The 21,189-nt window shown below is 70.8% G+C and carries 18 protein-coding genes; 7 read left to right on the top strand and 11 right to left on the bottom strand.

What is annotated here, in order from left to right; all coding sequences use genetic code 11:
* Nucleotides 1-30: 30 nt before the first annotated feature.
* The 3 genes from IE263_RS37685 (at nt 31) to IE263_RS37675 (ending at nt 2,080) form a co-directional block, all read left to right on the top strand.
* On the top strand, nt 31-177 hold the full coding sequence (locus IE263_RS37685; protein ID WP_189942581.1) for a hypothetical protein: 147 nt from the start codon (nt 31-33) through the stop codon (nt 175-177).
* An 89-nt stretch (nt 178-266) separates the two neighbouring features.
* Nucleotides 267-1,157: a hypothetical protein gene (locus IE263_RS37680; protein ID WP_189942580.1), complete on the top strand. Its 891-nt coding sequence runs from the start codon at nt 267-269 to the stop codon at nt 1,155-1,157.
* Nucleotides 1,158-1,321: 164 nt separating this feature from the next.
* Nucleotides 1,322-2,080: a DUF5131 family protein gene (locus tag IE263_RS37675; protein ID WP_229911383.1), complete on the top strand. Its 759-nt coding sequence runs from the start codon at nt 1,322-1,324 to the stop codon at nt 2,078-2,080.
* Between the two features lie 33 nt (nt 2,081-2,113).
* On the opposite strand, the gene IE263_RS37670 is transcribed toward IE263_RS37675, so the two are convergent.
* Nucleotides 2,114-3,223 (bottom strand): three-Cys-motif partner protein TcmP, encoded by a 1,110-nt coding sequence (locus IE263_RS37670; protein WP_189942578.1) that lies wholly within the window; start codon nt 3,221-3,223, stop codon nt 2,114-2,116.
* 222 nt (nt 3,224-3,445) lie between these two features.
* Here IE263_RS37670 and IE263_RS37665 point away from each other — a divergent pair, with 222 nt between their 5' ends.
* Nucleotides 3,446-5,662, top strand: coding sequence for a hypothetical protein (locus IE263_RS37665; RefSeq protein WP_189942577.1), 2,217 nt, complete (start codon nt 3,446-3,448; stop codon nt 5,660-5,662).
* Between the two features lie 782 nt (nt 5,663-6,444).
* Here IE263_RS37665 and IE263_RS37660 read toward each other — a convergent pair.
* Nucleotides 6,445-7,599 (bottom strand): hypothetical protein, encoded by a 1,155-nt coding sequence (locus IE263_RS37660; RefSeq protein WP_189942576.1) that lies wholly within the window; start codon nt 7,597-7,599, stop codon nt 6,445-6,447.
* 325 nt (nt 7,600-7,924) lie between these two features.
* On the opposite strand from IE263_RS37660, the gene IE263_RS37655 reads away from it, so the two are divergent.
* Entirely contained in the window at nt 7,925-10,270 is a 2,346-nt protein-coding gene (locus tag IE263_RS37655; protein ID WP_189942575.1) for a DEAD/DEAH box helicase, read from the top strand.
* A 100-nt stretch (nt 10,271-10,370) separates the two neighbouring features.
* Here IE263_RS37655 and IE263_RS37650 read toward each other — a convergent pair whose 3' ends face one another.
* The 3 genes from IE263_RS37650 to IE263_RS37640 all read right to left on the bottom strand — a co-directional run bounded on the left by IE263_RS37650 (nt 10,371) and on the right by IE263_RS37640 (nt 14,713).
* Nucleotides 10,371-11,414 (bottom strand): AAA family ATPase, encoded by a 1,044-nt coding sequence (locus tag IE263_RS37650; protein ID WP_189942574.1) that lies wholly within the window; start codon nt 11,412-11,414, stop codon nt 10,371-10,373.
* 78 nt (nt 11,415-11,492) lie between these two features.
* A complete protein-coding gene (locus IE263_RS37645; protein ID WP_189942573.1) occupies nt 11,493-13,946 on the bottom strand; it encodes a TnsB C-terminal domain-containing protein in 2,454 nt (817 codons plus the stop codon).
* 8 nt (nt 13,947-13,954) lie between these two features.
* Complete coding sequence (locus IE263_RS37640) at nt 13,955-14,713, bottom strand: TnsA-like heteromeric transposase endonuclease subunit (RefSeq protein WP_189942572.1); 759 nt, start codon at nt 14,711-14,713, stop codon at nt 13,955-13,957.
* 198 nt (nt 14,714-14,911) lie between these two features.
* On the opposite strand from IE263_RS37640, the gene IE263_RS37635 reads away from it, so the two are divergent.
* Together IE263_RS37635 and IE263_RS37630 are read left to right on the top strand one after the other, a co-directional pair.
* A complete protein-coding gene (locus IE263_RS37635; RefSeq protein WP_189942571.1) occupies nt 14,912-15,235 on the top strand; it encodes an ArsR family transcriptional regulator in 324 nt (107 codons plus the stop codon).
* 47 nt (nt 15,236-15,282) lie between these two features.
* Nucleotides 15,283-15,900 carry a hypothetical protein gene (locus IE263_RS37630; RefSeq protein WP_189942570.1) on the top strand — a complete coding sequence of 206 codons (618 nt, stop codon included), beginning with the start codon at nt 15,283-15,285 and terminating at the stop codon, nt 15,898-15,900.
* 7 nt (nt 15,901-15,907) lie between these two features.
* On the opposite strand, the gene IE263_RS37625 is transcribed toward IE263_RS37630, so the two are convergent.
* From IE263_RS37625 to IE263_RS37600, 6 genes are all read right to left on the bottom strand, one after another.
* On the bottom strand, nt 15,908-16,975 hold the full coding sequence (locus IE263_RS37625) for a hypothetical protein (protein ID WP_229911382.1): 1,068 nt from the start codon (nt 16,973-16,975) through the stop codon (nt 15,908-15,910).
* A gap of 573 nt (nt 16,976-17,548) precedes the next feature.
* The gene (locus IE263_RS37620) at nt 17,549-17,806 is read right to left on the bottom strand and encodes a DUF6354 family protein (protein ID WP_189942568.1); all 258 of its coding nucleotides are present in this window, start codon (nt 17,804-17,806) and stop codon (nt 17,549-17,551) included.
* 8 nt (nt 17,807-17,814) lie between these two features.
* The gene (locus IE263_RS37615) at nt 17,815-19,281 is read right to left on the bottom strand and encodes a UvrD-helicase domain-containing protein (protein ID WP_189942567.1); all 1,467 of its coding nucleotides are present in this window, start codon (nt 19,279-19,281) and stop codon (nt 17,815-17,817) included.
* Between the two features lie 79 nt (nt 19,282-19,360).
* On the bottom strand, nt 19,361-19,843 hold the full coding sequence (locus IE263_RS37610) for a hypothetical protein (RefSeq protein WP_189942566.1): 483 nt from the start codon (nt 19,841-19,843) through the stop codon (nt 19,361-19,363).
* Nucleotides 19,840-20,661: a DUF6083 domain-containing protein gene (locus tag IE263_RS37605; protein WP_189942565.1), complete on the bottom strand. Its 822-nt coding sequence runs from the start codon at nt 20,659-20,661 to the stop codon at nt 19,840-19,842. The genes IE263_RS37610 and IE263_RS37605 overlap by 4 nt, the downstream gene beginning before the upstream one ends.
* A 218-nt stretch (nt 20,662-20,879) precedes the next feature.
* Nucleotides 20,880-21,143, bottom strand: a complete 264-nt coding sequence (locus tag IE263_RS37600) for a helix-turn-helix transcriptional regulator (RefSeq protein WP_189942564.1) — start codon at nt 21,141-21,143, stop codon at nt 20,880-20,882.
* Nucleotides 21,144-21,189: the final 46 nt, after the last annotated feature.

Below are 21,189 nucleotides of genomic sequence, written 5' to 3'. Positions count from 1 at the left end.
TAAAAGCAAATACCTCGATCGAATTCAGGCGTGGAGCGGTCGTCCCGCGTGCTGCTGCACACGACGAGCCCCGGCACGCGCGGACGTGCCGGTCTGCGGCTGCGGACGCACTCCCTCGACCAGTTCGGGACACTGTCGTCGTTCCTGCGCCGGCAATGGCATGCCGGACTACGCTGAGGCGGGTGCACAGAGACTTAGGAAAGAGCGTTCCGGTCGGCGTAATGGGGCAGTGCGGCATACCCGTTGACCGGTTCTACGGGCGGCCGATGGACATGGTCACCTGGGACGACGACAACTTCGTGCACAGCGACCCCACGTGCCACGAGGCGATAGGCACCAGCCCCAGGCAAACGCGCCGCGTCCGCTTCGACGCGGACAGCGCCTTCAGCATGTGCGGCTGCTGCCGTGTGGAGTCCCTGGCCGCGGACGCCGGCCTTGCGGACGCCGTCTTCGACCTCGTAACCCTCCTGGAGGCCCTCCAAGAGGAGGACGAGGAAGCAGAAAACCGTCAACAGCCGTACTACACGCCGGACTTCCTCGGGCCCAACTTCAACCGCGACCACTGGCGCAACCTGCAGTTCCGGCTGTCGGTGACCGTCGAGGGCGTGAGGGCGCACCCATGGCTGCACGACTGGGCGCGTCCGGCGCTGACGCGTGCCGCAGCTCATACGGAACGCCGCTGTGAAGAACAGCGGACCCTCATCGACACGGTCACCCTCGAAAAGGCCGCCGTTGCTCTGCAGCAGCGCGAGCAGTCCACCGAGCAACTGGCGCAACTCTGGCAGGCGTGGCGGCACAGGGAGGACTGGCGCATCACCACCAGCCCGGACTACGCCTGCTACGACAAGGACGCCCGGCTGCACCCGCCACCACGCGCTGGCATCGCCGAACGCAGCGCAGCGACCGTGGAGGCCAGCGTGCGGCTTCCTCCCATCGGCCCGGACGATGACGGATTTCGGCTGGTGGAGCCGCTGTCGATGTGGGAGATCGCCGCGCTCGCCGCCTACAAGACCACCGCTGACTGGGCCGCAGGCGTCATCACCCTGGCCGCGCCGCCCGTCGTCGTGCAAGAACTCCTCCATCCCGCCAGGGGCCTGGACATCACACCTCGTGCAACGGGCGCGGCCCGGACGCCACAGCCGCCCGCAGCGCCGTGACAGTCGCCAGGATTGAAACAAAGGTTCTATTGTGGGTGGCGGTTACGGCGCACGGGGCGCGGGCGGCTGCCGATGACCGGGGATGAGCCGGCTCGTTGGGAAGACGGCGGCTGGAATCCTGCCGCCGGGGCGAGGCACGGTTCGAGGGGATGGAGGGCCGGCCGGTGAGTGACCGCAGCGCGATCGAGTGGACCGAGGCGACGTGGAACCCGACAACGGGCTGCGACCGCGTCTCCGCCGGCTGCGATCACTGCTATGCGCTGACGCTGGCGAAGCGGCTGAAGGCGATGGGCTCGCCCAAGTACCAGGCCGACGGTGATCCGCGTACGTCCGGTCCCGGCTTCGGACTGACGCTGCACCCGGACACCTTGCGCGTGCCCTACGGGTGGAAGAGTCCGCGGACGGTGTTCGTGAACTCGATGAGCGACCTCTTCCACGCCCGGGTGCCACTCGACTACGTGCGGCAGGTCTTTGCAGTGATCGCTGAGACGCCGCAGCACACCTACCAAGTCCTCACCAAGCGCGCCCGCCGCCTGCGGCAGATCGCTGGGCGGCTGGAGTGGCCGGCGAATCTGTGGATGGGGGTCTCGGTGGAGAGCGCCAGAGAACTGCCCCGCATCGAGGACCTGCGCCAGGTGCCGGCCGCGGTGCGGTTCTTGTCGTGCGAGCCGCTGCTCGGCCCGCTGACCGGCCTGGACCTGACGGATATCGACTGGGTGATCGTGGGCGGAGAATCCGGGCCGGGTGCTCGCCCCATGGACCTGGCCTGGGCACAGGATGTGGTGGCCAGCTCCCGCCAGTCCGGCTGCGCCACGTTCGTGAAGCAGCTCGGCTCCCGCTGGGGCAAGGACCACAAGGAGATCAGCCGGTTCCCCGCCGCGCTGCGGGTCCGTGAATACCCCAGGCCACGCGTCCACGTGTGACCAGCCCTGCCCGCGTCATCGCGGGAGGGCGTCTCAGGCGGGCAGGCTGACCTGGCTCTTCGTCGTGAGTTTCCCACTGGAGAGCAGGGTCACCCGGCCGTTTTGCCGCATCTCCCGTATGGCCTGCAGGGCGTGTTTCGGCATCCAGCGCGAGGTCTCGGTCAACAGCCACTCGCCCACCGTCTCCACCGTCGCCGGCCCCATCGACAGGCGCTGCGCGACCAGTTCCAGCAGTTCGGTGTCGGCGAGCCCAGCGGCCTGGAACAGGTCGATCTGACCGTCAGGGATCGCACCGCGCGTACGCGGGTCGCGGAAGCTCTCACCGTCCCGGTCGTCGACCTTCCACATGGCCTCCTTCATCGCTTTCAGACCGGCGGTGCTGCCGGTTCCGAAGACGAGGTAGAGCGGCTGTCCGGTGCGGGGGACCAGTTCGAACTGCAGCTGGTAGGGAAAGCCCGACCGGCGCAGCGCGTCCCGGTAGGTCGACAGCCACACACGCCACCGCTCGTCGGGGCGGCTTTCTGCATCAGCAGGCGTCCAGAATGCACGGCCGCCGAAGACAGTGTCGAGGACGTCCGGGTTGAGGTTCTCGCGTCGGCTGAACCAGTTGGGCCCGAAGGTGGTGACGACCTCGCTGGAGGGGTTGCGGGCGATGCGCCTCATCACATCCAGCGGAACATTGACGCTGCCCCAGCTGTCGAAGATGCCGAGGATGGGCTGGCCCCAGGAACCCAGCCGGGTCAGCAGGGACACGCTGTCGGTGCCGGCGTCGCCGCGCTGGACTTCGACGTGGACCGGCAGGTCGCGCAACGGTCCGAAGCGGGTGTGGAGCTCACCCAGCAGGTGCTGGTGCCGGGCATGGTCCTTCTCGATGAAGATCAGGTGCACACGCCGGGGGCTGAGGTGCATGCGGTCGACCGCGCTGTGGTTCAGCAGGCGTTCGAGAATGAAGACGGGCGAACCCGGTTCTCCGTCCTGGTAGCGGCCAGGACCGGCGAACGCGTCCAGGAGCGTGACACGGGGGCGGGAGTAACCGGTGCGCTGGGACGTCTGCAGCAGAATGGGCCACCAGGCGTCCAAATAGCGCTGGTACAGGCGATGCTTGGCGGCCGTCGCCGGTTCCAGCTTCCATAACACACCCATCCCGGCCCCCTCCAGGTCGATGGGCGGGCATGTGCCAGCCGCACCCCTAGACCACTGATGGTGAGAGCAACCCGGTTTGGTGTAAAGAGCACATACGAGCCGCCAAATACCGGTATCGGCACGGCCGACGCCGAAGTTTGCCGGTGATCGGCAGGCCTCTAGGCTTCCTTCCGCAGCAGAGCGCATGCCGGGGTAGGGGGGCACGTGGTGGAGATGGCGCGGTTGTCATCGTGGGCTGAGCAGCTGGTCAGGATCGGGTTCGAGCGGCTTGCCCAGGGCGCGCCGACCGTGCTGAGCAGCTCCCTGCTCGCCGGCGAGCTGGCCTTCCGCGCACCGGAAGACTGGCAGAGCGTACCCGAGCCGTCGTGGGAGCAACTGGCGCCGCGCGCAGCAGAATTGCTCACCCGGGGGCCGTTGCTGCTGGTGCCGACCTGGGAACGAAGGCCGGACTCGGAAAGGCGTCGTGCAGCCAGTCCCCCGGACTACTACGTCGAGGTCATGGCCGCGTGCCGGCCTCCATCACCCGACGCCGTGATGGCGGTGCTGCTGCCGGCACACCCATGGGTGTCGGATCAGCCCTGGGCGGCCGAGATGCGCACTAAGATCGCTGAGCACTGGGACATCCTGCTGCTCGCCTACGGGACCGGCATGCTGACGCAGATTTCCGCGAACGCCGAATCAGCGGTTGTCTTCCTGCGGGCCCGCGCGCAGACCAGCCCCGTCCTGAAGCTCTTCCAGGTGCCACGCCCCCGCCCCGACGAGACGGCTGTCGTCAAGGACTTCGAGCGACTGCTTCACCGTCAGGGCGGCAGGGGAGAGTACGGCTATGTGCTGCGGGAGATCCCCGGCCCGCAACAGAGTCTCTACTTCGACCGCTTCGACCCGCATATCCTTCAACGCCGCGAGGACCTCGCCGGCTTCGGAGCCGTCAACGACCTGGGGGATCTCTTCACGTTCCGCCGCTCCTCCTTCAACGACGCAGCTCTCAAACGAGGCAAGCAGCTGACATCCCCGAAGGCTCCCGGCGCGGTGCGCATGATCCGGCCACGCGACATCGCCAGGGACGGCACGATCACCCCGCCGTCGGAGGAAACCCTGTGGGCCACCATCCCCGCGGACCAGCAACTCACGGCGGGAGACCTGGTGCTCCGCCGCATGAACGCCCCGATCACGGTGCCTCCGCACGGCTTCTTCACCGCCGAGGTCGGCGAAGCAGACCTGCCCGCCGCCGCATCCGACCAAGTGGTGATCCTGCGGCCCATCAAACCGCTCTCCCGGCCGCAGGCCCGCCTCATCAGCATGTTCCTGCGTACCCCGCTCGCCCTGACCCTGGCCGGACCACGACTGGCGATCACCAGCATGGAAGCACTGTCCGCGCTGCCCGTCCCGCAGCCCGATGAGGCACTGACCAAGGCCCTCGACGAACTGACGGCTGCCAAGCAGCAGTTCAAACGCTGGGAGCAGGAGGCGGACTCGGTGATCGAATCCGTCTTCCTGGAGAAGACCGCGGCCCAAGCACGCGCCCGCGTCATCGACTCCGGCCGCGCCCTGCGGCTGCGCGCCGAAGCAGCCTTACTGCTCGACGACCTCGGGCACAGCGTCCGCACCCGCTTCCCCTACCCCATCGCCTACCGCTGGCGCGAGACCGAGGCCCGCATCAGCGCCGGTGACACCCAGGCCGCTTACGCCGCGATCCTCGACACCGCCGAAGAACTGCTGTGTTACATCGCCCAGCTCGTCCTCGCCCTCACCCACGCCCGAAAGATCACCCTGGGCTCCGTGACGGCGATCCGCGACAAACTCGCCGGCGGCCGCAGCGGCCCAGGGTTCGGCGACTGGGCCAATGTGCTCAATGAAGCCGCGAGCAGCAAGCAGTTGAACAACCTTCCCCAAGCCCACCCCCTCAACGACATCCGGACCCTGCTGGCACACCAGGACGCCGAAAAGGCCCGCCAAGCCCTGAGCGAGCGCCGCAACAACCAGGCCCACCTGCGGCGAGTTGACCCGATCGATCTGCCCCACGCCATCGACGTCGCCTTCGCCGACCTGACCCGCCTGGTCGAACGGGCTCGCTTCCTGGCCGACCTGCCCCTGCTGGAAATCACCGATGTGCGCTGGGACGCCTTCGCGCGCAGCGCCCGCGTTGAGTACCGGGAGCTGGCCGGAGACCACCCCGTCGTCCCCACCCGCACCATGACCTCACCCAGCAACGACCTGGAGACCGGCAGCCTCTACCTCCGCGACACCGACGGCGCGCTACACCTGCTGCGCCCCTTCCTGATCGGCCGGGACTGCCCGACCTGCCGCACCTGGTCCACCTTCCATGCCGACCGAGTCCCCAAGACCGCCGTGGTCTTCAAAAGCCTGGAACACGGCCACACGCTCGAAGACACCTCTCCCGACACCCGCCGCCTGCTGGGGCAGATCGGCTTGGTGTGAAGCCTCGTACGGGGCAGGGCGCGGCATCGTCTGGCGGTCGACAGCGACTACGTCCAACGCCGACTCCGTCAGGCGCAGCGAACAGTCGAATCATTGATCACGTGCCTGCTTGCAGGACAACACGCGTCCGTCTGGTCTGCCCCCTTCAGCCCGCCTGTCCGGTACGCCGCCGGGTTGGTGGCCTCACCCGCGCTCACGCACGACACCCTGGACGATCATGATTCGACGTGCTGACCAGGCGGTATGGCAGGTGCCGCATACGGCTTTGCGCCACCCTCCCGGCCGGTCATCGCGGGTGCGGATGCGGCTGGGTGCCCCGCAGAACTCACAGGTGCGCTCCGCCTCCGCCTCGGCGGCAGATCAGCGTCCGCAGGGTGTCGCCGCTGCCCGTTGGCCACCCCACGTAGACACGAAGGCCGCCGAGCTTCTCCTTAAGATCGAGGAGACGGTAGCCGGGCAAGACCGTACGGATCTGTTCGTGCAGACGCTCCAGCAGGTGCCGCCAACCCGGTCCCACGGCGTGTATCCGTGCGGGGATCTGGACCGGGCGCGCGGGAGCAGAGTCTTCGGGCATTCCCCCATCCTGCGCGCACAGCGCGTCCATGCAGGCCATGCCCGTGCGAGGCGCCTCGTCTCCCGACCCCGGCGGGGGCGGCCGGGTGGCTGAGCCCCGGCGCACGCAACGCCGAGACGCCGTCCGAGGCGGCGGACGGGAACGTCGCCGTTGGTGATCCGTGGACAGGCGGCGGGCTGGGGCGCGCGGCAGTCACGGCGGGTGGGTCTTACGCGCGGCCCCTCAGAGTCCAGCTTCCCGGGGCGGGAAGCAGTTCGGTGGTGATCATCTGGCCCAGCTTCCAGGGCAGGCAGGAGCGTTCGCCCAGGGTCGCCTCCAGCGTCTGTTCGGTGTGCGGGGCGGTCAGGGGCAGACGCCGGTGGCGGCCGCGGGCCGGCCGCTCCGCGGTGGTCCCGGTCTGCCGGGTGCGCCGCGGCCGTGACAGGAGCGGATGCTGGCTGGCCCAGATCCCGACCACATCCAGGCCCTCGGCCGGGATGCCCCACTCGTGTAGGAGCAGCGCGACCCGCTCCAGCCAGGCGTGGTCCTGGTCCGGTGTCAGGGTATGGCGCAGGCGCCGCCGTTCCCGCGCCGCCAGCGCCCGGGCCAGGTGGACAGCCTCCGGGTAGAACACCAGCGGCGCAACGCGCAGCTCGTCCCGCCCGGCGTGTCCCAGGGCGCGTCTGCGGGCCTGCCACACCGGCGCGTTGAGAGCGGGGACGTTCCACCAGCACGAGACGATGGCATAGGCGTCCGCGAACATCGCGCGGCCGCCCGCGCCCAGGCGCCGCTCCAACTGCAGCCGCAGCCGGTGGGCGGTGACGACCTCGGGCAGTGCGGTCAGGGGGAGGGCGGCCGTCCCCGGTTCACGGCGGTTGTCCAGCCAGCGGCCGTGGCGGGCGCACACCTGCCAGGTCGCATCGCAGGCCAGGTAGGCCTCCAGGCTGGTGCCTTTGATGCGGGCGCACAGCTCGCACACCCGCACCAGGAAGCAGCCCTCTGTCTCCCAGGGCCAGTCCCACACCGGCGGGCCGTCCACCGGCAGCAGCCTGGGGCCGCGCAGGTTCGGCAGCGCGCGCTGCAACTCGGTGACCTGGCGGCCGGCCATGACGGCGAGCCGCTCCAACGCGGCCGGGTTCAGATACCCGTCGCCGTAGCGCGGGTCGCTCGGGCACCTGCCTTGGCGCAGCGGGGTTCCGAACATGAGCCAGAACTCCTCATCGGGGATACCGCCGTTGAGGTCCGCCAGGCGGCGCGTGTAGGAGCCGGTCGACTCTCCGCCGATGAACGGCATCACCGACCGCCCCAGCCGCTTCGCCGGGCGCCAGGCCTTCGCCCGGCGCGGTCGGGCCGCGCGGGCACGGGGGGTACGGGACGCCGTCACTGGCACATGCCTTCCTCATCATTTGCCCCCAACGGGGGCGCCGGTCTTACCGCCGGGGCACCGCGCCGAGCCCCACGGGCCACTGCTATCCGCAGCGGCCAGCCGTGGCCCGCGAAGAGACGCTCCGCCTGTCCGCGTACTTCTCTACGGCCCCCGGCCGCCGCACGCGGTGCGTTCGGCCATGGCGTCCCGGGCACGACGCTTCTTTGACCGAAACTGTTCGATGCCCCGCCCGCGCCGGCGTGTCCAGCGAGTACATTCCCGCCCGATCTGAAGGCCCGGCCCGGCATGACGCGGTGCCTCGGCAGCTCCGTGAGGAGAGGGTATGGAGTTACGCGAGCACCAGATCGAGGCGCTCGCCGCGATCGAGGCCGCCGTGGCCGCCGGCGAACAGCGCATGACGGTGGTGGCCGCCTGCGGCACCGGCAAGACCCTGATCGCCCAGCAGGCCGCGCAGCGCCTGGCCCCCCAGGGCGCCGTGCTGGTGCTGATGCCGACGAAAGCCCTGGTGACGCAGACCATCAGACGCTGGCGCGAAGCCGGCCGGGCGGGGCTCGCGCTCGGCGTCTGCTCCCTGCGCCAGCGGGAGAGCGGACTGTCCCCCGGCGAGGCGGTGATGACCCGTCACCCGCGGGCGATCGCCCGTGCGATGCGGGTCGGCGGCCCGGTCACCGTGTTCGCCACCTACGGCTCGCTGCACCACATCCAGCGTGCCCACGAGCAGCACGGCCTGCCGCCCTGGGACCTGGTGATCGCCGATGAGGCCCACCGCACCTGCTCCGCCTTCGGAGACGGCTGGGGCACCGTCCACGACGACAGCGCGATCCCCGCCAAGACCCGCCTCTACATGACCGCCACGCCCAGGATCTGGGGTGCCCCGGCCGCGGGCGAGCTGCTGCCGTTCATGGAACGCATCCCGCTGGCCACCATGGACCACCGCGAGATCTTCGGCCCGACCGTGTTCGAGCTGGGCATGGCCGAGGCCATCGAGCGCGGCATCCTGGCCGACTACCAGGTCATCATGCCCATCGTCGACGACAGCGACCTGCACGCCATCCTCGCCGCCCGCCGCCCGGCCACCAGTGCCCACCACAACGGGCTGCGCAACGCCGCCGCCCAGGTCGCCCTGCTGCGGGCGATCGCCGAACACCGGCTGCGCCGCGTCCTGGTCTTCCACAACCGCGTCGCCCTCGCACAGGCCTTCGCCGCCTCTCTTCCGGCCACCGCCCTGGAGGTCGGTGAGGAACTGCGCATCGAGAACCTGTGGGCGCAGGCGATCCACGGCCAACAGCCGGGCGACTGGCGCCGCGACCTGCTGGACGACTTCGCCGACCCCGACCGGGACTGCGCGGTGCTGTCCAACGTGCGGGTGCTGAACGAGGGCGTCGACATGCCCGACGTCGACGCCGTGGTCTTCGCCGACCCGCGCTACAGCACCATCGACGCCATCCAGGCCGTCGGCCGCGGCCTGCGCCAGCCCCCCGGTTCCGGGAAGAAGACCACCCTGATCTTCCCGGTCTACCTCCACCCCGGCGCTGACACCGCCGACCTGCTGCAGGACTCCGCGTTCGCGAACCTGCTCACCCTCCTGCAGGCGCTGCGCGCCCACGACGAATCGTTCATGGATCGCATCGCGTTGCCCGCCCGCACGCGCACCGCCACCACCACCGCGCGGCGGGCCGTCTACTACGCCCATCCCGAGCGCGCCGCGCAACTGGCCCGCGCCCTCGGCCTGGAGATCACTCTGCCGGCCATCGGCACCTGGGAACAGGCCCTTGCCTCCGCCAGCCGCTACCGCACCAGCTTCGGGCACCTGGACGTCCCCGCCGACTACACCGACCCGGACGGCTTCGCCTTGGGCGAGTGCGTGAGCAACCTGCGCCTGCGCCACTTCCTGGACCGTCTGCCGGCCGAACACAAACGGGCCCTGGACGCGCTCGGCCTGCCCTGGACCGCGCCGGCGCAGACCTTCGACTCCATGCTGGAGCACGCCCGCGCCTGGGCGGCCGAGCACGGCCACCTCGCCGTCCCCGTCAAGGCCGACATCGGCGGCCACCAGCTGGGCAGATGGCTGGCCACCCAGCGCCGCAAGGCCGCCGCCGGCCGGCTGCCCGACGCTCACCAGCAGGCACTCGCCGCCCTCGACCCGCACTGGAACGCGCCCTGGATGGACTGGAAGCGCAAATACGCCCGTGCCAAGGCGCTTGCCCAGGCCCCCGGCTGGCGGTTCACCTCGCAGTCCTCCAAGGACACAAGCCGCGAGGACCGCATCACCATGAACTGGATCTACAAACAGCGGCTGCAGTTCTTCCGCTTGGACGAAGCCCAGCAGGACCTGCTGCTCCAGCTGGGCATCCCGCCCCTGCCCGACGGCATCTACTACGACAGCTACCACGACCCCGAACGCCACGCCTTCTACGAGGGCCTTGGACACCTTGCCGCGTTCCTGGCTCGCGAAGGCCATATCGACGTCCCCCGCCGCCACCAGGAACTGTGGTGGTGGGGCAACGGCGGCGAGCAGTCAAAGACGTTCCCGCTGGGGGAGTGGATCCACCAGTGCCGCAGGCACCCCGAGGTGCTCACCGAAGAGCAGCGCCGTGCCCTGGAAGCGCTGCGCATGGTCTGGGACCCCCAACTGGGACGCCGCAAGCGCCCCCAACCGCCCCGCTAGCCACAGTCAGCCGCGGCCACGCCCAGGCGACCGCGGCTCGTCGCACGCCCCCACCGCGGCCGCTCCCTGCCCCCCAGAGCGGCAGGGAGCGGGGAGCAGGTCACAAGTGCACGACACCGCCGAGCGGGATCGATTCCAACAGCTCCAGGGTGATGCGCTCCTGCCTGGAGCGGATCGCCTTCTGCGCCGCCTGGCAGATCAGATGCGACAGCATCCGCATGTTGCCGCGGCTGCGGGTGTGCAGGTCCTGCGACAGCTCCAGCAGGTCGCCGCGCGTGTGCCGGTACAGCCGCAAATTCTTGTCGAACCGGTCGACGATGACGGCGAACGTGCGGGTCTCCTCGTCACTGAAGCCGATCCGGCTGGTGCGCAGCACGGGGTGATCGCCCCACGGCTGCTCGTTCGGTTCCAGGGGCGTCTCGTTGTCCCGGGTGAGCGGGTCGACGATGGAGCGTGCGCCGCGCCCGCAGTAGATGAACGTGGCGCCGGTCTCCTCGCTGATCATATCCAGGTACTGGAACGCCAGTTCCGCCTCCACCGCGGTGCGCAGCCGCTCGATGCCGTCGATGAGGACGAGCAGGGTGCGGGCCCTGCGCATCGTACGGATGACGGACTCGGTCGGATCCCCGCTCTCGCGGTCCTGGCCCAGAAAACGGGCGAAGGTGCCCGCCCAGTTGCGGTTGCCGCGCGCCGTCGGCGGCACGTTCAGCGTGATCACCGGGATGCGGTTCTCGTCCGGCCCGTACAGCTTGGAAAGCTTCTGTTCCCAGTGCACGCCGATCCACCGCAGCAGGGCGCTCTTGCCGGTGCCGCGCGGGCCTTCCACGATGATCCCGACCTTGCCGCCCTCACGCTGCCGGTTGGCGGACACCCGCGTGGCCACCACCTTCAAGGCTTCGGTGATCGCCGGCGTGACCACGATGTTCATGTGCCCGTGGTAGAGCAGCCGCGGGTCGTGTTCGGTGACCTCCGTGCCCTCGGGAGCGCAGTCGGCCAGGTCCGGCGGCTTGACCAGCCGGGCGGCCAGCGCCCGCCAGGCATAACAGTCCTCTGGCCACAAAGGGGTCGGCGGGGCCAGGAACATCGGCTCCGGTTCGCTCATGCGGGCCAGCAGCAGCTCTTCGCCGGCCTTGTCCGCCTCCATCACGAAATTCCCTTTCCGCTCTTTGTCCAGCCGGCGGTCCCGGAACGCCCGGGGTGCCCAGATCGCCTGGCATGAGGCTCACGCCACGCCGTCACCATCGTCATCACCGTCCTCCTCGCCGGTGGTGTGCGTCTGGCGGATGTCGGCGATGATCCGCCGGTAGCGGCCGGCCAGGCCCTCACCGCCCTCACCAGCCGCCCCACCGGCCGGGGCGCTCTCCCAGGCGGCGAGCGAGGCGTCCGGGGCCACCGGCCCGCTGTCCCAGTCGATGACCGCCTGCGCCCGGCCGGCCGCGTACAGGCCGGTGTCGTCCAGCGCCAGCGGATTCCCGCCCGACTCCCAGTCCAGCGGGTCTCCGTCCGATTCCGCGTCCAGGGCCAGCAGTTGAGAGCGGTCCAGCGGCGCGCGCCCCGCATACGGGTCGAACGCTGCAGCCGGCGCCGGCGGCGGCACGGGCGTGTAGCCGTCGGGCAGTTGTACCCGTGCGGCCCGGTCCGGGCCCTCGGCGGCGCGCTCCAGCAGTTCGGCGAGCGCCTGCGCGATGGCCTCCTCGTCGATGATCCGGCCGCCCCGCTCGAGATGCTGGGAGGCGGCGATGTCCCACAAGAACTGCGTGAACGGCTGCCCGACCAGGTGCTGGTGCACCCACGTCGCCTCCACCCACTCGTTGGCGTCATGGTTACGCAGCCACACCCTCGACAGGTCGTTGGGCGTGTACCGCAGCTCCCACCGGCCCTTTCTCCTGCCCTGCAGCCCGGAGCGGACTCCGCGGCAGGGGTTGAGCCCCTTCTTCGGATCGCGCTCGAGGTTGTCGTAGGTGCGGTTCTTGAACCGGATGCCCTGCTTGCTCACGCCCACCCAGGCGGTCGGCAGCAGCCGCAGATAGTCGTCGCGGGTCAGCGGGATCGGCAGATAGCCGTCGACGGCCACGCAGGCGGCGTACATCTGGTTCGGCGTCAGCTCGGGCAGGTAGGCGTCGTAGGGATCGGCGAGCTCGGGATGCGGCGTGTTCTGCCAGTCCAGCGCGATCCACTGCTGGAGCATGTCGTCGAGTTCGGCCAGCGTCCACAGCCGCTCGCCGTCCACAGTCCGCCGCACCCGCACCGGATCGTTGCCGGTGTAAGTGTTCACGTGCTGGCTGAACTTCGATTTCACGGTTCCGAAGGTGCGCTCCACGACTCCCTTGTCCTGGCCCGTGCGCTTGCGCGCCGGCCGCACCGAGATGCCCAGGTACTCGCATGCGTCGAAGAAGGTCCGCCCGGCGAACACCGTGCCGTGGTCGATGACGATCAGATCAGGAATGATCACCGGCCGGGCCGCGGCCTGCGCGAACCGGGCATCGACCGCAACCAGTTCCTCGAACGGCAGGTCGGAGGCGCTGGCGTGGACGGCCGCGTCGAACCCGGGCCGCATCGGTGCCGGTACCAGGGCCTGGGCCAGCAGCTCGCAGGCATCCACCGCCTTCGTCGCCCGGCCCTTGCGGCGCGGCGCTCCCACCAGGCCGCCCTGGCCGACCTTGCGGCGTTTGCCGCGCCGCCCGGACTGCTTGGGGCGTACTACCGCGGCGATGATGCTGCGGGTCGCCACACACACCGCGCAGGTCAGTTCCACGCGGGCTGGCTGGCCGTCGTCGCCCAGCACCCAGATGTCCAGATCGGTCGAGTCGATCTGCACGAGTTCGCCCGGCATGGTCGCCGACGTCACCGAGAAGGGCGGCACCGAGCCCGGGCCCGACAGATGGCGGCCGCCCCGGCTGCCGCCCAGGTCTCTCGCATCGATACCCAGCCGCTGCAGCAGTTTGTACAGCGTCGGCTCGGCCGGGACCTTGACCGACTCCCCGTGCGCGGCGCGCACCGTCCGCCGCAGCTGCTTGAACAGCTTGCGCGCGTCGCTCGGCGTATCCGTGCGCCGCCGCTGCCGGTCCACCAGCATCAGCAACTGGTCCACCACCCGCGCATCGGTCAGCCCGTACAGCCGCCGCTGTTTGGTGCTGCGCCCATCCACCAGCGCCACCACGGTGCGCTTCTTGCGGTACGCCAGCCGTTTGGCCTGCACCGTCTGCCAGGACACCGACCAGCCCAGCACGGCATGCAGCTCCGCCGCCTTGGCCTGGTAGCGCTCGATGAAGGTGGTGGTGGCCGGGTCGTACATCGGCCGCGGCCGCGCCCCCGCGGGCGCGTCGGGCGGCAGCCCGGTGTCGACCTCGATGACCGCCCGCCACCACGACTGCGCCGCTTCCGCCGCAGAGGCGGGGACGCCCTCCAGAGCAGCGAAGTCGGGCAGCTCGGCCTGGACGACGGGCTGCCCTGCCTCGTCCAGGACCGCGAAGTCCACGGCGGCGGCCAGCACCGCCAGCGGCACCGACACGGGGGTCTGGTCACCGCCGACGGGGGCCAGATACACCGTCACCCCGTCCAGGCCGGCGACCACATACACGCTGCCGCGACAGCGCACCCGGTCACCACGCACCAGCACCCCGCGCGGCGCCCGCCGCACCACCAGCGACGCCCGCTCCACCACGGCCGTGCTCAAGGGCGCCATCATGGCTGCTCCGCCGTGAACGGCCGGCGCACCGCGTCCGGTTCCCCCGCACCCAGCGGCCCCACCAGCGACCCAGGACCCAGCGGCACACCCCAGTCCACGCCCAAGCGCCGGTACCACAGCATGTGATAGAGCCGGGGCAGGGCCAGCATCCGCGGCACCCCACACTGCGCCACGCCCTCCATCAGCGGCCGCGGCCGGGCGAAGGCCTCGCCCAGCGCGGCCTCCACGCCCGCTTCGCCGTACCGCCAATGGCGCCGCCGCGAGACCCACCGCAGATTGATCAGCGCCACTGCCCCGGGCAATTGCGGCACCGCGAGCTGCCAGCCCGCCTGCCCGCACGCTTCACGCAGCACCTCCAGCTGCCGCTCGAACCGTTCACTCGGCCCCTTCCGGGGCGGGCACACCACCACCAGCGTGCCCCCGGCCGCAGTACGCACGAAGAAGTCCGGCACCAGCTGCCGCTCCCGGCCCCGCTCGCGCCAGATCAGCTGCCCCGACCAGGCGCTGAAGCCGGTCACACCCGGATGGAAGTCAAGCAGCATCGCCGTCGCCAGCCGCTCCAGCGACCGGCAGCCCACATGCCGCCTGGTGGTCGCCGCCCACCACCAGGTGACGATGCTGCGCTGCGAGGGGTGCCGCGACGGTTTCCACACCTCGCCCCGCTCGGTCAGCGGAACGCCGGCCATCCGCTCGACCGGCAGGGTCCGCCGCACCCCATACCGGTCCTGGTGGAGAACCCGTAACTCCTGTGCCATGAAAGCCCCTTGCCTCACGCGGCCACACGTCCGTCAGACCTCATAGCACACCGCCCGCCCCGCTGCCCCTGCCACACGACGCCTTCCGGACAGCATCAGACCCGCCCGGCAGCTCCGCCCGGCCGGGCACAACCGGCACGCCGCGGTCGCCAACTCGCCCCTCTTGACAAGTGATTCGCGATTCGCGATAAACAAATCATGCAGCACGCGGAGGAGTTGCGGCGCCTGTCGGCAGGAGTCTTCGGCAACCGCTACCGGGCCGAACTCATCGCCGCCCTGGCCGCCGCCGGTGACAAAGGCGTCTGTCTGGGGGACCTGGCCATGGCCCGGCAGGTGCCGGCGAGCGTCTACCTGCCGCCGGTTCACACACTGATCACGCTCGGCCTGGTCCAGCGGGTCCCACCCGCGCCGGGGCAGCGGCGGCGCTTTTACCGGCGCTGCGGCAGCGCCCAGGCCTGGCAGTCACTGGCCGCCACCGTGGCCCGGCTCCAAGAGCACCAGGCACCGCCCGGCGCGGCCTAGCCCGCACCGGTCACCAACCACGGCTAGCAGAGTCGAAAGGGGCCGGCATGGCGGCACCGACAGCACGAGCAGGGGCCTTCGTCCAGCACGCCTCGGCCTCCCTGGTCGGCCAGGGCGCGCAGCTGGCCGAGACGACCATCGAGGGCAGCCCCAACACCCTCGTCTTCTACCGGCGCGATCACCTCGAATGCGAGCGCCGCCGCGCCCAGGCCGCGGCCGGACTCGGCATCGCCGACCTCACGGTCCTCCTCGACCTCCCCGTCGACCTCCCCGTCCGGCTGGACTCACTTCCCACCCGGCTGCGCGAACGGGTCCGCGCCCTGCCTCGGGGTGCCGTGACCCTCACCGGCGACCATGTCTGCCGGCGCGCGGTACGCCCGCTGACTGTGGACCTCGTCATCGTCCGCGCCCGCAGCACCCACTGGGAAGGAGGACTGGCCCGCGCCAGCCGCTTCAAGCCGTTCGCCCGCCGCGCCCTGCTCGTCGACCCGCCCGCCCACGCCCGCGACGAGCTGCTGATGCGAGCCGCCTACCTGGGCATCGGCATCCTCGAGCCGGCCGCCGAGGGCCTTGCCTGGAGGCTGGGGCCCGAGCCCTACCGGCCCCGCCGCCATACCCCCGTCGCCTGGCACTTCACCGAGCAGCTCCACGCCCGCCTGCCCTGAAGCCCCGTCAGCCGGCGTGCTGTGCCGCCCGGCGCGCGGGCAGCTCGGCCCACGCGGACAGGTCCGGGGAGGCGGTGAACCCCGGGAGCTGCTGGATCCGGGCATTCCACACCGCCGAGCTGTCCAGCGCCTGCCGGCACTGCTGCCGCCACCAGGCCGCACGGTCGGCGGCGTCGACCGCGCGCAGCTGCCGCACCCACACCATCAGGGAGGACGTGTTGTGCCCGGCGGCGGGGATCTGCTGCGCCATGCTGGTGAACCGGTCCAGGCGCTCGCCCTGGCACTCCTCGCACGAGCAGGCCGGTGCCTCGTCGTCGAACCGCTTGGCCAAGGTGAGGCCGAGGAAGAAGTCCATCAGTTCCGGGAACAGGACGGCCGGGCTGCCCGGGCCGCCCCCCGATCCCGCTTGCGCCGGCGACGGCGGCATGGTGTGCCGCATGCTGCCGTCAACGCCGAACGCGGTGAAGCCCGCACCCCGTGCCAGGCCGCCGAAAGCGCCGAGGCCCGTGCGCAGCACCCCGACGCCGGGCACCAGTTCCAGCAGCCGCGCCAGCCCCGCCGCGCCGCCGCGTGCATCCGGCCGGCCGCCCACCAGGACCGCCTTCGGCCCCGCGACCCGGTGGAGCACCTCGGCGAGGTACTCCACCGGTCCCGGATGCAGCCAGCTGGCGTCGACGGGCACCGCGAACACCACCCGCGGGTCGCCCAGACGCGTCACCCGTGCCGCTGCCGCCTGCAGCGCGCCGGTGGCCCCGGTGTGCAGGTATCCGGTCGGCGTCAGGGCGAGGTCGGCGAACGCGAGGTGGGCCAGCATCAGGTGTTCCAGCGGATCCCCGAACAGCGGCGCAGGCCCGTTGTCCAGGCTCGGGAAGGGCGCTTCCTCGCTGGCCGCAGCGACGCGATAGCAGCCCTCGTCGACCAGCAGTGCGGCATCGAAGCCGTCCTCCCGCAGCTGGACGGCCTTGGTCAGTGCCCCGTCCCCGGTCAGTACCAGGCCGCTCGAAGACGTATCGACCCGGCCGCGATAGCGCGCCGCGCGTCGGTGGCCGACCTGCAAGAGCACCCGGTCCGCCACGGCTGCGGGAACTGTGCCGCTGAGAGGAAGAGGCGCACGTGCTGTCATGTTGCCTCCGCGCAGGTCGACGAGGCGCAAAAGACGCTGAACGCAGGGCTTGCAGCAGCCCGGGATGCGAGCGTGACACAGCAGGCGCACAGGCCCATCGCTCAACTCCGGGCACAATAACAGCACTTACCCGAGCGGAGGGGCCGCTCAGGTCAACAGCCGCCGGCCGTGCGGCCGGACCTGAGGAGGAAGCAGCAAGCCGCTGTATCTGATCACTGCGTCGGCGAAGACGAAGACGTGAGCGGGAAGAATCCGAAGCGCTGGCCGTGGGCCTCGCGGCTGAACATGTAGACCTGCGCCCGATCGAGGATGTCCGAGGGCGGGTCGGTGTTCTCCGCGACGACGGTCTGGCCGTGGAAGGACTGGAACTGGCGTGTGATTCAAGGTGAGTCGGAAACGCAGGCTGGCGTGTGTGACTGCTGCGGGCCGGTGATCATCTGGCGCCCAGTCTGCGAAGGAGCCGGCGCCGTCGGCTCAGGGTGAGCAGAACTGTACCTGTGGCCTGGTGCATTCGGTCTTCCAAGATCACGCCGACGACAGCAGCATCGAGGTCACCCTGGTACGGCAGCGCTCGAAGGCGTGAGACCGGAGCCGGGCGATGCTGGCACGCGTCTTCTTGCCGGATTGGCCACCCCGGTCGTGCTCGACGGCGAGCGCCGTTCCGTCTTGACGGTTTGCGTCTGCCACGGCCCCCGATCGCGGATAGCTGGTGGCTGTGGAGGCGGGCAGCGGCGCGATGCGGCGACTGAGCAGGTGATGCCGCAACCGGGCCTGGCCGAACATGAGTTGGCTCAGGCGCCGGACAGGCGGGCGAGGTGGGTGTCGATCCAGGAGAGGCCGCCGAGGTCGAGGTGGCGGCCGCGGGTGACGGCGACGTAGGCGAGGCGGGCGTCGGTGTCGCTGACGGGTTCGGGGATGGGCCGGCCCTGGGCGTCGTGCTGGTCGGTGTCCTTGGGCGGGGGGAAGTCGTCGCCGATCCGCACGGTGGGCCATTCGCGGCCCTTGGCGGAGTGGGCGGTGGAGACGGTGACGTCGGCGGTCTTCTCGTCGGTGAGCTTACTGATCGCGGTGAGGATGGCGTCGGGGCCGTGTGTGTCGACGAGGTTGACGAAGGGCTGCAGGTCGCATCCGGCGGGATCGTGTTCGGCGTACTCCTGCAACTCGCCCCAGGAACCGAAGAGAACGAGTTCGGAATGGGTGGTGGGGCGTCCTTCCTGGAGGTCGCGGGCGGCGAGCGCCAGCGCGGCCAGGGCTGGTGCGCCGCGGGTCAGGGCTACGCGCCGGCCCTCGGTGAGCAGGCGCATGACCTCGGTCATGGCACCGATGTTCGTGCGGCACAGTACCGCGTCCGGCCGGGCCAGATCGCCGACTTCCGCGGCGATGGCCGTGCTTCCGGTCAGCCGGATGGGGGCCTCGGCGAGTTCCAGCCACCGGTTTGCCTGCTCGGCGATGAGCGGGCCGAAGCGGAAGGACTGTGTGAGGGTCAGTTGCGTGGCGTCGAAGCCGGTCATCACGTCGCGGGCGCCGCGCCAGCCGTAGATGGCCTGGGCGGAGTCACCGACCATGACCAGCTGCGCATGGTCGCGCTGGGCGGAGAAGACCTGTTCCAGGACGGGGTTGGTGTCCTGGGCCTCGTCGAGCAGGAGGAAGTCCGCGTTGATTTTCGGTTCGGTCAGGGCCCACATCTTCAGGTAGTGGTCGTGTTCGAAGCGGACCACTCCCTGGTCGGGGTTGTGCAGGTCGGTCCAGGCGCGGCGGGCGAACGGCAGGACCGCCTCGGCGAGTTGGGCGTGCTCGCCGGGGGTCCCCAGGCGGCGCAGCGCGGGGACGTGGTGGCGGCCCACGGTGCGGTCGGCCGAGTAGCAGAAGCGGGTCACGGTGCGCAGCACGGCGTAGGACAGCGATCTGGTGCTGATCTCGTGCTCGCCGATGCGGACGGGCCGGGTGATGCCGAGCGCCTGGCCGGTCTTCCAGGCGGGCTGGCGGGGACTGTTGAGACGGCCGGTGTAGCGGTGGCCGAGGGCCGCGTAGGCGGTGGCGTGGGCCGTCTTGCACTGCACGGTGTGGGGGAAGCGGGCCGCGGCGTCGCTGGCGATGCTCTTGTTGAAGGCAAGGTAGCGGCCGCGGCGCTGGGTGCTGGTGGCGAGCAGGGCGAGCGTGGTGGTCTTGCCCGTGCCGGCGCCGGCCTGCAGGGCGAGGTGGTCGCCGGCGCGGAAGGCATCGGCGGCGTGGACCTGTTCGTCGGTGGGCGTAGGCAATGAAGACTCCGCAGCGAGCATGGAGACGAAGAGAGCCCAGACGGCCTACGGCCAGGGGGCACTCACGGAAGAGAAGGCGTTACGGTGCCGCCGGCGAGTGGCTGCGTCGGCTGAGGGTATGGACTGCGCAGGTCAGCACTTCTTCGAGGGCGTGGTCGGCCAGCAGGACCTGTAGCCGGTCCTCCAGTGCGCGAAGGCGCTGCTGTTCCCGCTCGGCGAGGGCAGCGGTCACGCGTCGGCTGAGGAACTCCGCAGGCCGCTGGCCCCGGCAGGCCGCAGCCTGCCGGATGGCTGTCTCATCGCTCCGGCTGAACGCGATATTGAGCCGTACCTGCCCATTGCGGTCCGGGTAGTGCGTGCTCAGGACGTCGATGGGCAGCCGTTTGCCCAGGCGGCGCCGCAGCTTGTGCAGGGCGTGGCCCGGGCTGCGGGCGTCCTGCACGGCCATCAGCCGGGTGCGGTCGGCGTTCACGGCCAGCGGTACGGCCCGCCGGACGCGCTTGAGTTCACAGGGGCAGGGGGGCCGGGTCAGGAGGATCTCGACGGCATGGTGTCGCGTCACGGCCGGACCGCCTTCCGCACGCGGCCCGAGGGCCCCGGGCGGCTGTGGGTGGGCAGCCGGGTGTGGATGTGCTCACGGTGCAGGAGGGGGTCGAAGGGCTCCCAGTCCGGCACCGTCAGGTCGGGAGCCGTTGGCGTGGCTGCGTGCGGGGGGCAGCGCTGGGCACGCCAGCGCAGCTGCTCGGCGTAGGAGAGGGCGCCGAGGTTGTAGACGGCCATCACGTCGGCGGGCAGAGCCAGTTGGCCGGTGGCAGAGGTGGCGGGCATCAGGGTCCAGGTGCCGGGCGGGGTGTGGGGTGCGAGGACTGGGCGGGTGCAGCGGACGCGGCGCCGGGTCAGGGCCACGCACTGGATTTCCTCCACCGGGCTGGCGGCCAGGTAGCGGACGTACAGCAACTGCACAACCGGCCGGGCCGGCCGGCACACGGCCTGCTGCGCCGCTGCCCCCTCCGGCCGGGCGGCGGGCGGGAGGAAGGTCCCGGCGTCGATCAGGCGCCGGGTGTTCACCGCGAGCGCTCTGCGGAGCGCCTCCAGCTCGGCTGCCGCGGGGGCCTCCCGTGCGGGGCACAGCAGGGCGTGCGGGATGCGGCACCAGCTGCTGCCGTCCCCGGCTGGATGGGCGATGCCGGAGCTGACGTGCCAGCGGCAGTCGGCCGGTACCCGGGCGGCGGGGAGTTCGCGCGGATGCAGACGGACCATCTGCGGGCCGCTGTGGTGGTACCACTCGATCCGGTTGCCGCACTCACGGCAACGGCTGTGCTGGCCGCAGCGCATCAGCCGGCTGCTGCCGCCAGAGTTCACCCGCAGGGCACGACGCATGGGAACGGCAACGGGACTGCCGTCCCAGTGCCGCCCGGAAGACGAAGGAAAGGAGCGCATGAGGGCGAACCTGCCAGCCAACACGCCGCACGCGTGGAACTGGCGCCGCGGCGTCGCCCGGTCGGCCCTCTGCAGGGCGACGGGTGTGCGAAGAGGGGTTCAGGTGTTCGGTGCGGCGTCGCCGTTTCAGGTGATCTGCGACGGCCTTGCGCCGGACGTCAGCCGTCGGCGGAGCCGGGCTGATCGTGGCCGTGGCACAGCGTGGCGAAGAGCTGCTCGAAGGGGGTTCCCAGGGCGTGAGCGAGGGCGTGCCAGGTCTTCAGGGTGCCGATGGTGCGGCCCTGCTCGATCTCGATGACCGTGCGCCTGGCCAGGCCGCTGTGGGCGGCGAGCTCGTCGTACGTCCACCCGCGCACGGCCCGCAGCCGCGCGAGCTCCAGCCGCAGCGCGTTGAGGTCCGGATCGGGCGGCAAGATCGTCACCTGTCCATCCGACGGTGCAGACCCCTGCCCTGTCAGTGCAGACCTC

Origin of the sequence: Streptomyces aurantiogriseus, assembly GCF_014649375.1 — a bacterium.
GTDB lineage: Bacteria > Actinomycetota > Actinomycetes > Streptomycetales > Streptomycetaceae > Streptomyces > Streptomyces aurantiogriseus.
The sequence above is the reverse complement of the archived record's forward strand: the minus strand, read 5'-3'. Positions and strand labels throughout refer to the sequence as shown.

What these genes read in the sequence shown, in the direction of transcription:
- IE263_RS37680 (WP_189942580.1), top strand. Translation starts at nt 267, where the DNA reads ATGGACATGGTCACCTGGGACGACGACAACTTCGTGCACAGCGACCCC.
- IE263_RS37670 (WP_189942578.1), bottom strand. Translation starts at nt 3,223, where the DNA reads ATGGGTGTGTTATGGAAGCTGGAACCGGCGACGGCCGCCAAGCATCGC.
- IE263_RS37655 (WP_189942575.1), top strand. Translation starts at nt 7,925, where the DNA reads ATGGAGTTACGCGAGCACCAGATCGAGGCGCTCGCCGCGATCGAGGCC.
- IE263_RS37650 (WP_189942574.1), bottom strand. Translation starts at nt 11,414, where the DNA reads ATGGAGGCGGACAAGGCCGGCGAAGAGCTGCTGCTGGCCCGCATGAGC.
- IE263_RS37640 (WP_189942572.1), bottom strand. Translation starts at nt 14,713, where the DNA reads ATGGCACAGGAGTTACGGGTTCTCCACCAGGACCGGTATGGGGTGCGG.
- IE263_RS37635 (WP_189942571.1), top strand. Translation starts at nt 14,912, where the DNA reads ATGCAGCACGCGGAGGAGTTGCGGCGCCTGTCGGCAGGAGTCTTCGGC.
- IE263_RS37630 (WP_189942570.1), top strand. Translation starts at nt 15,283, where the DNA reads ATGGCGGCACCGACAGCACGAGCAGGGGCCTTCGTCCAGCACGCCTCG.
- IE263_RS37620 (WP_189942568.1), bottom strand. Translation starts at nt 17,806, where the DNA reads ATGTTCGGCCAGGCCCGGTTGCGGCATCACCTGCTCAGTCGCCGCATC.
- IE263_RS37605 (WP_189942565.1), bottom strand. Translation starts at nt 20,661, where the DNA reads ATGCGTCGTGCCCTGCGGGTGAACTCTGGCGGCAGCAGCCGGCTGATG.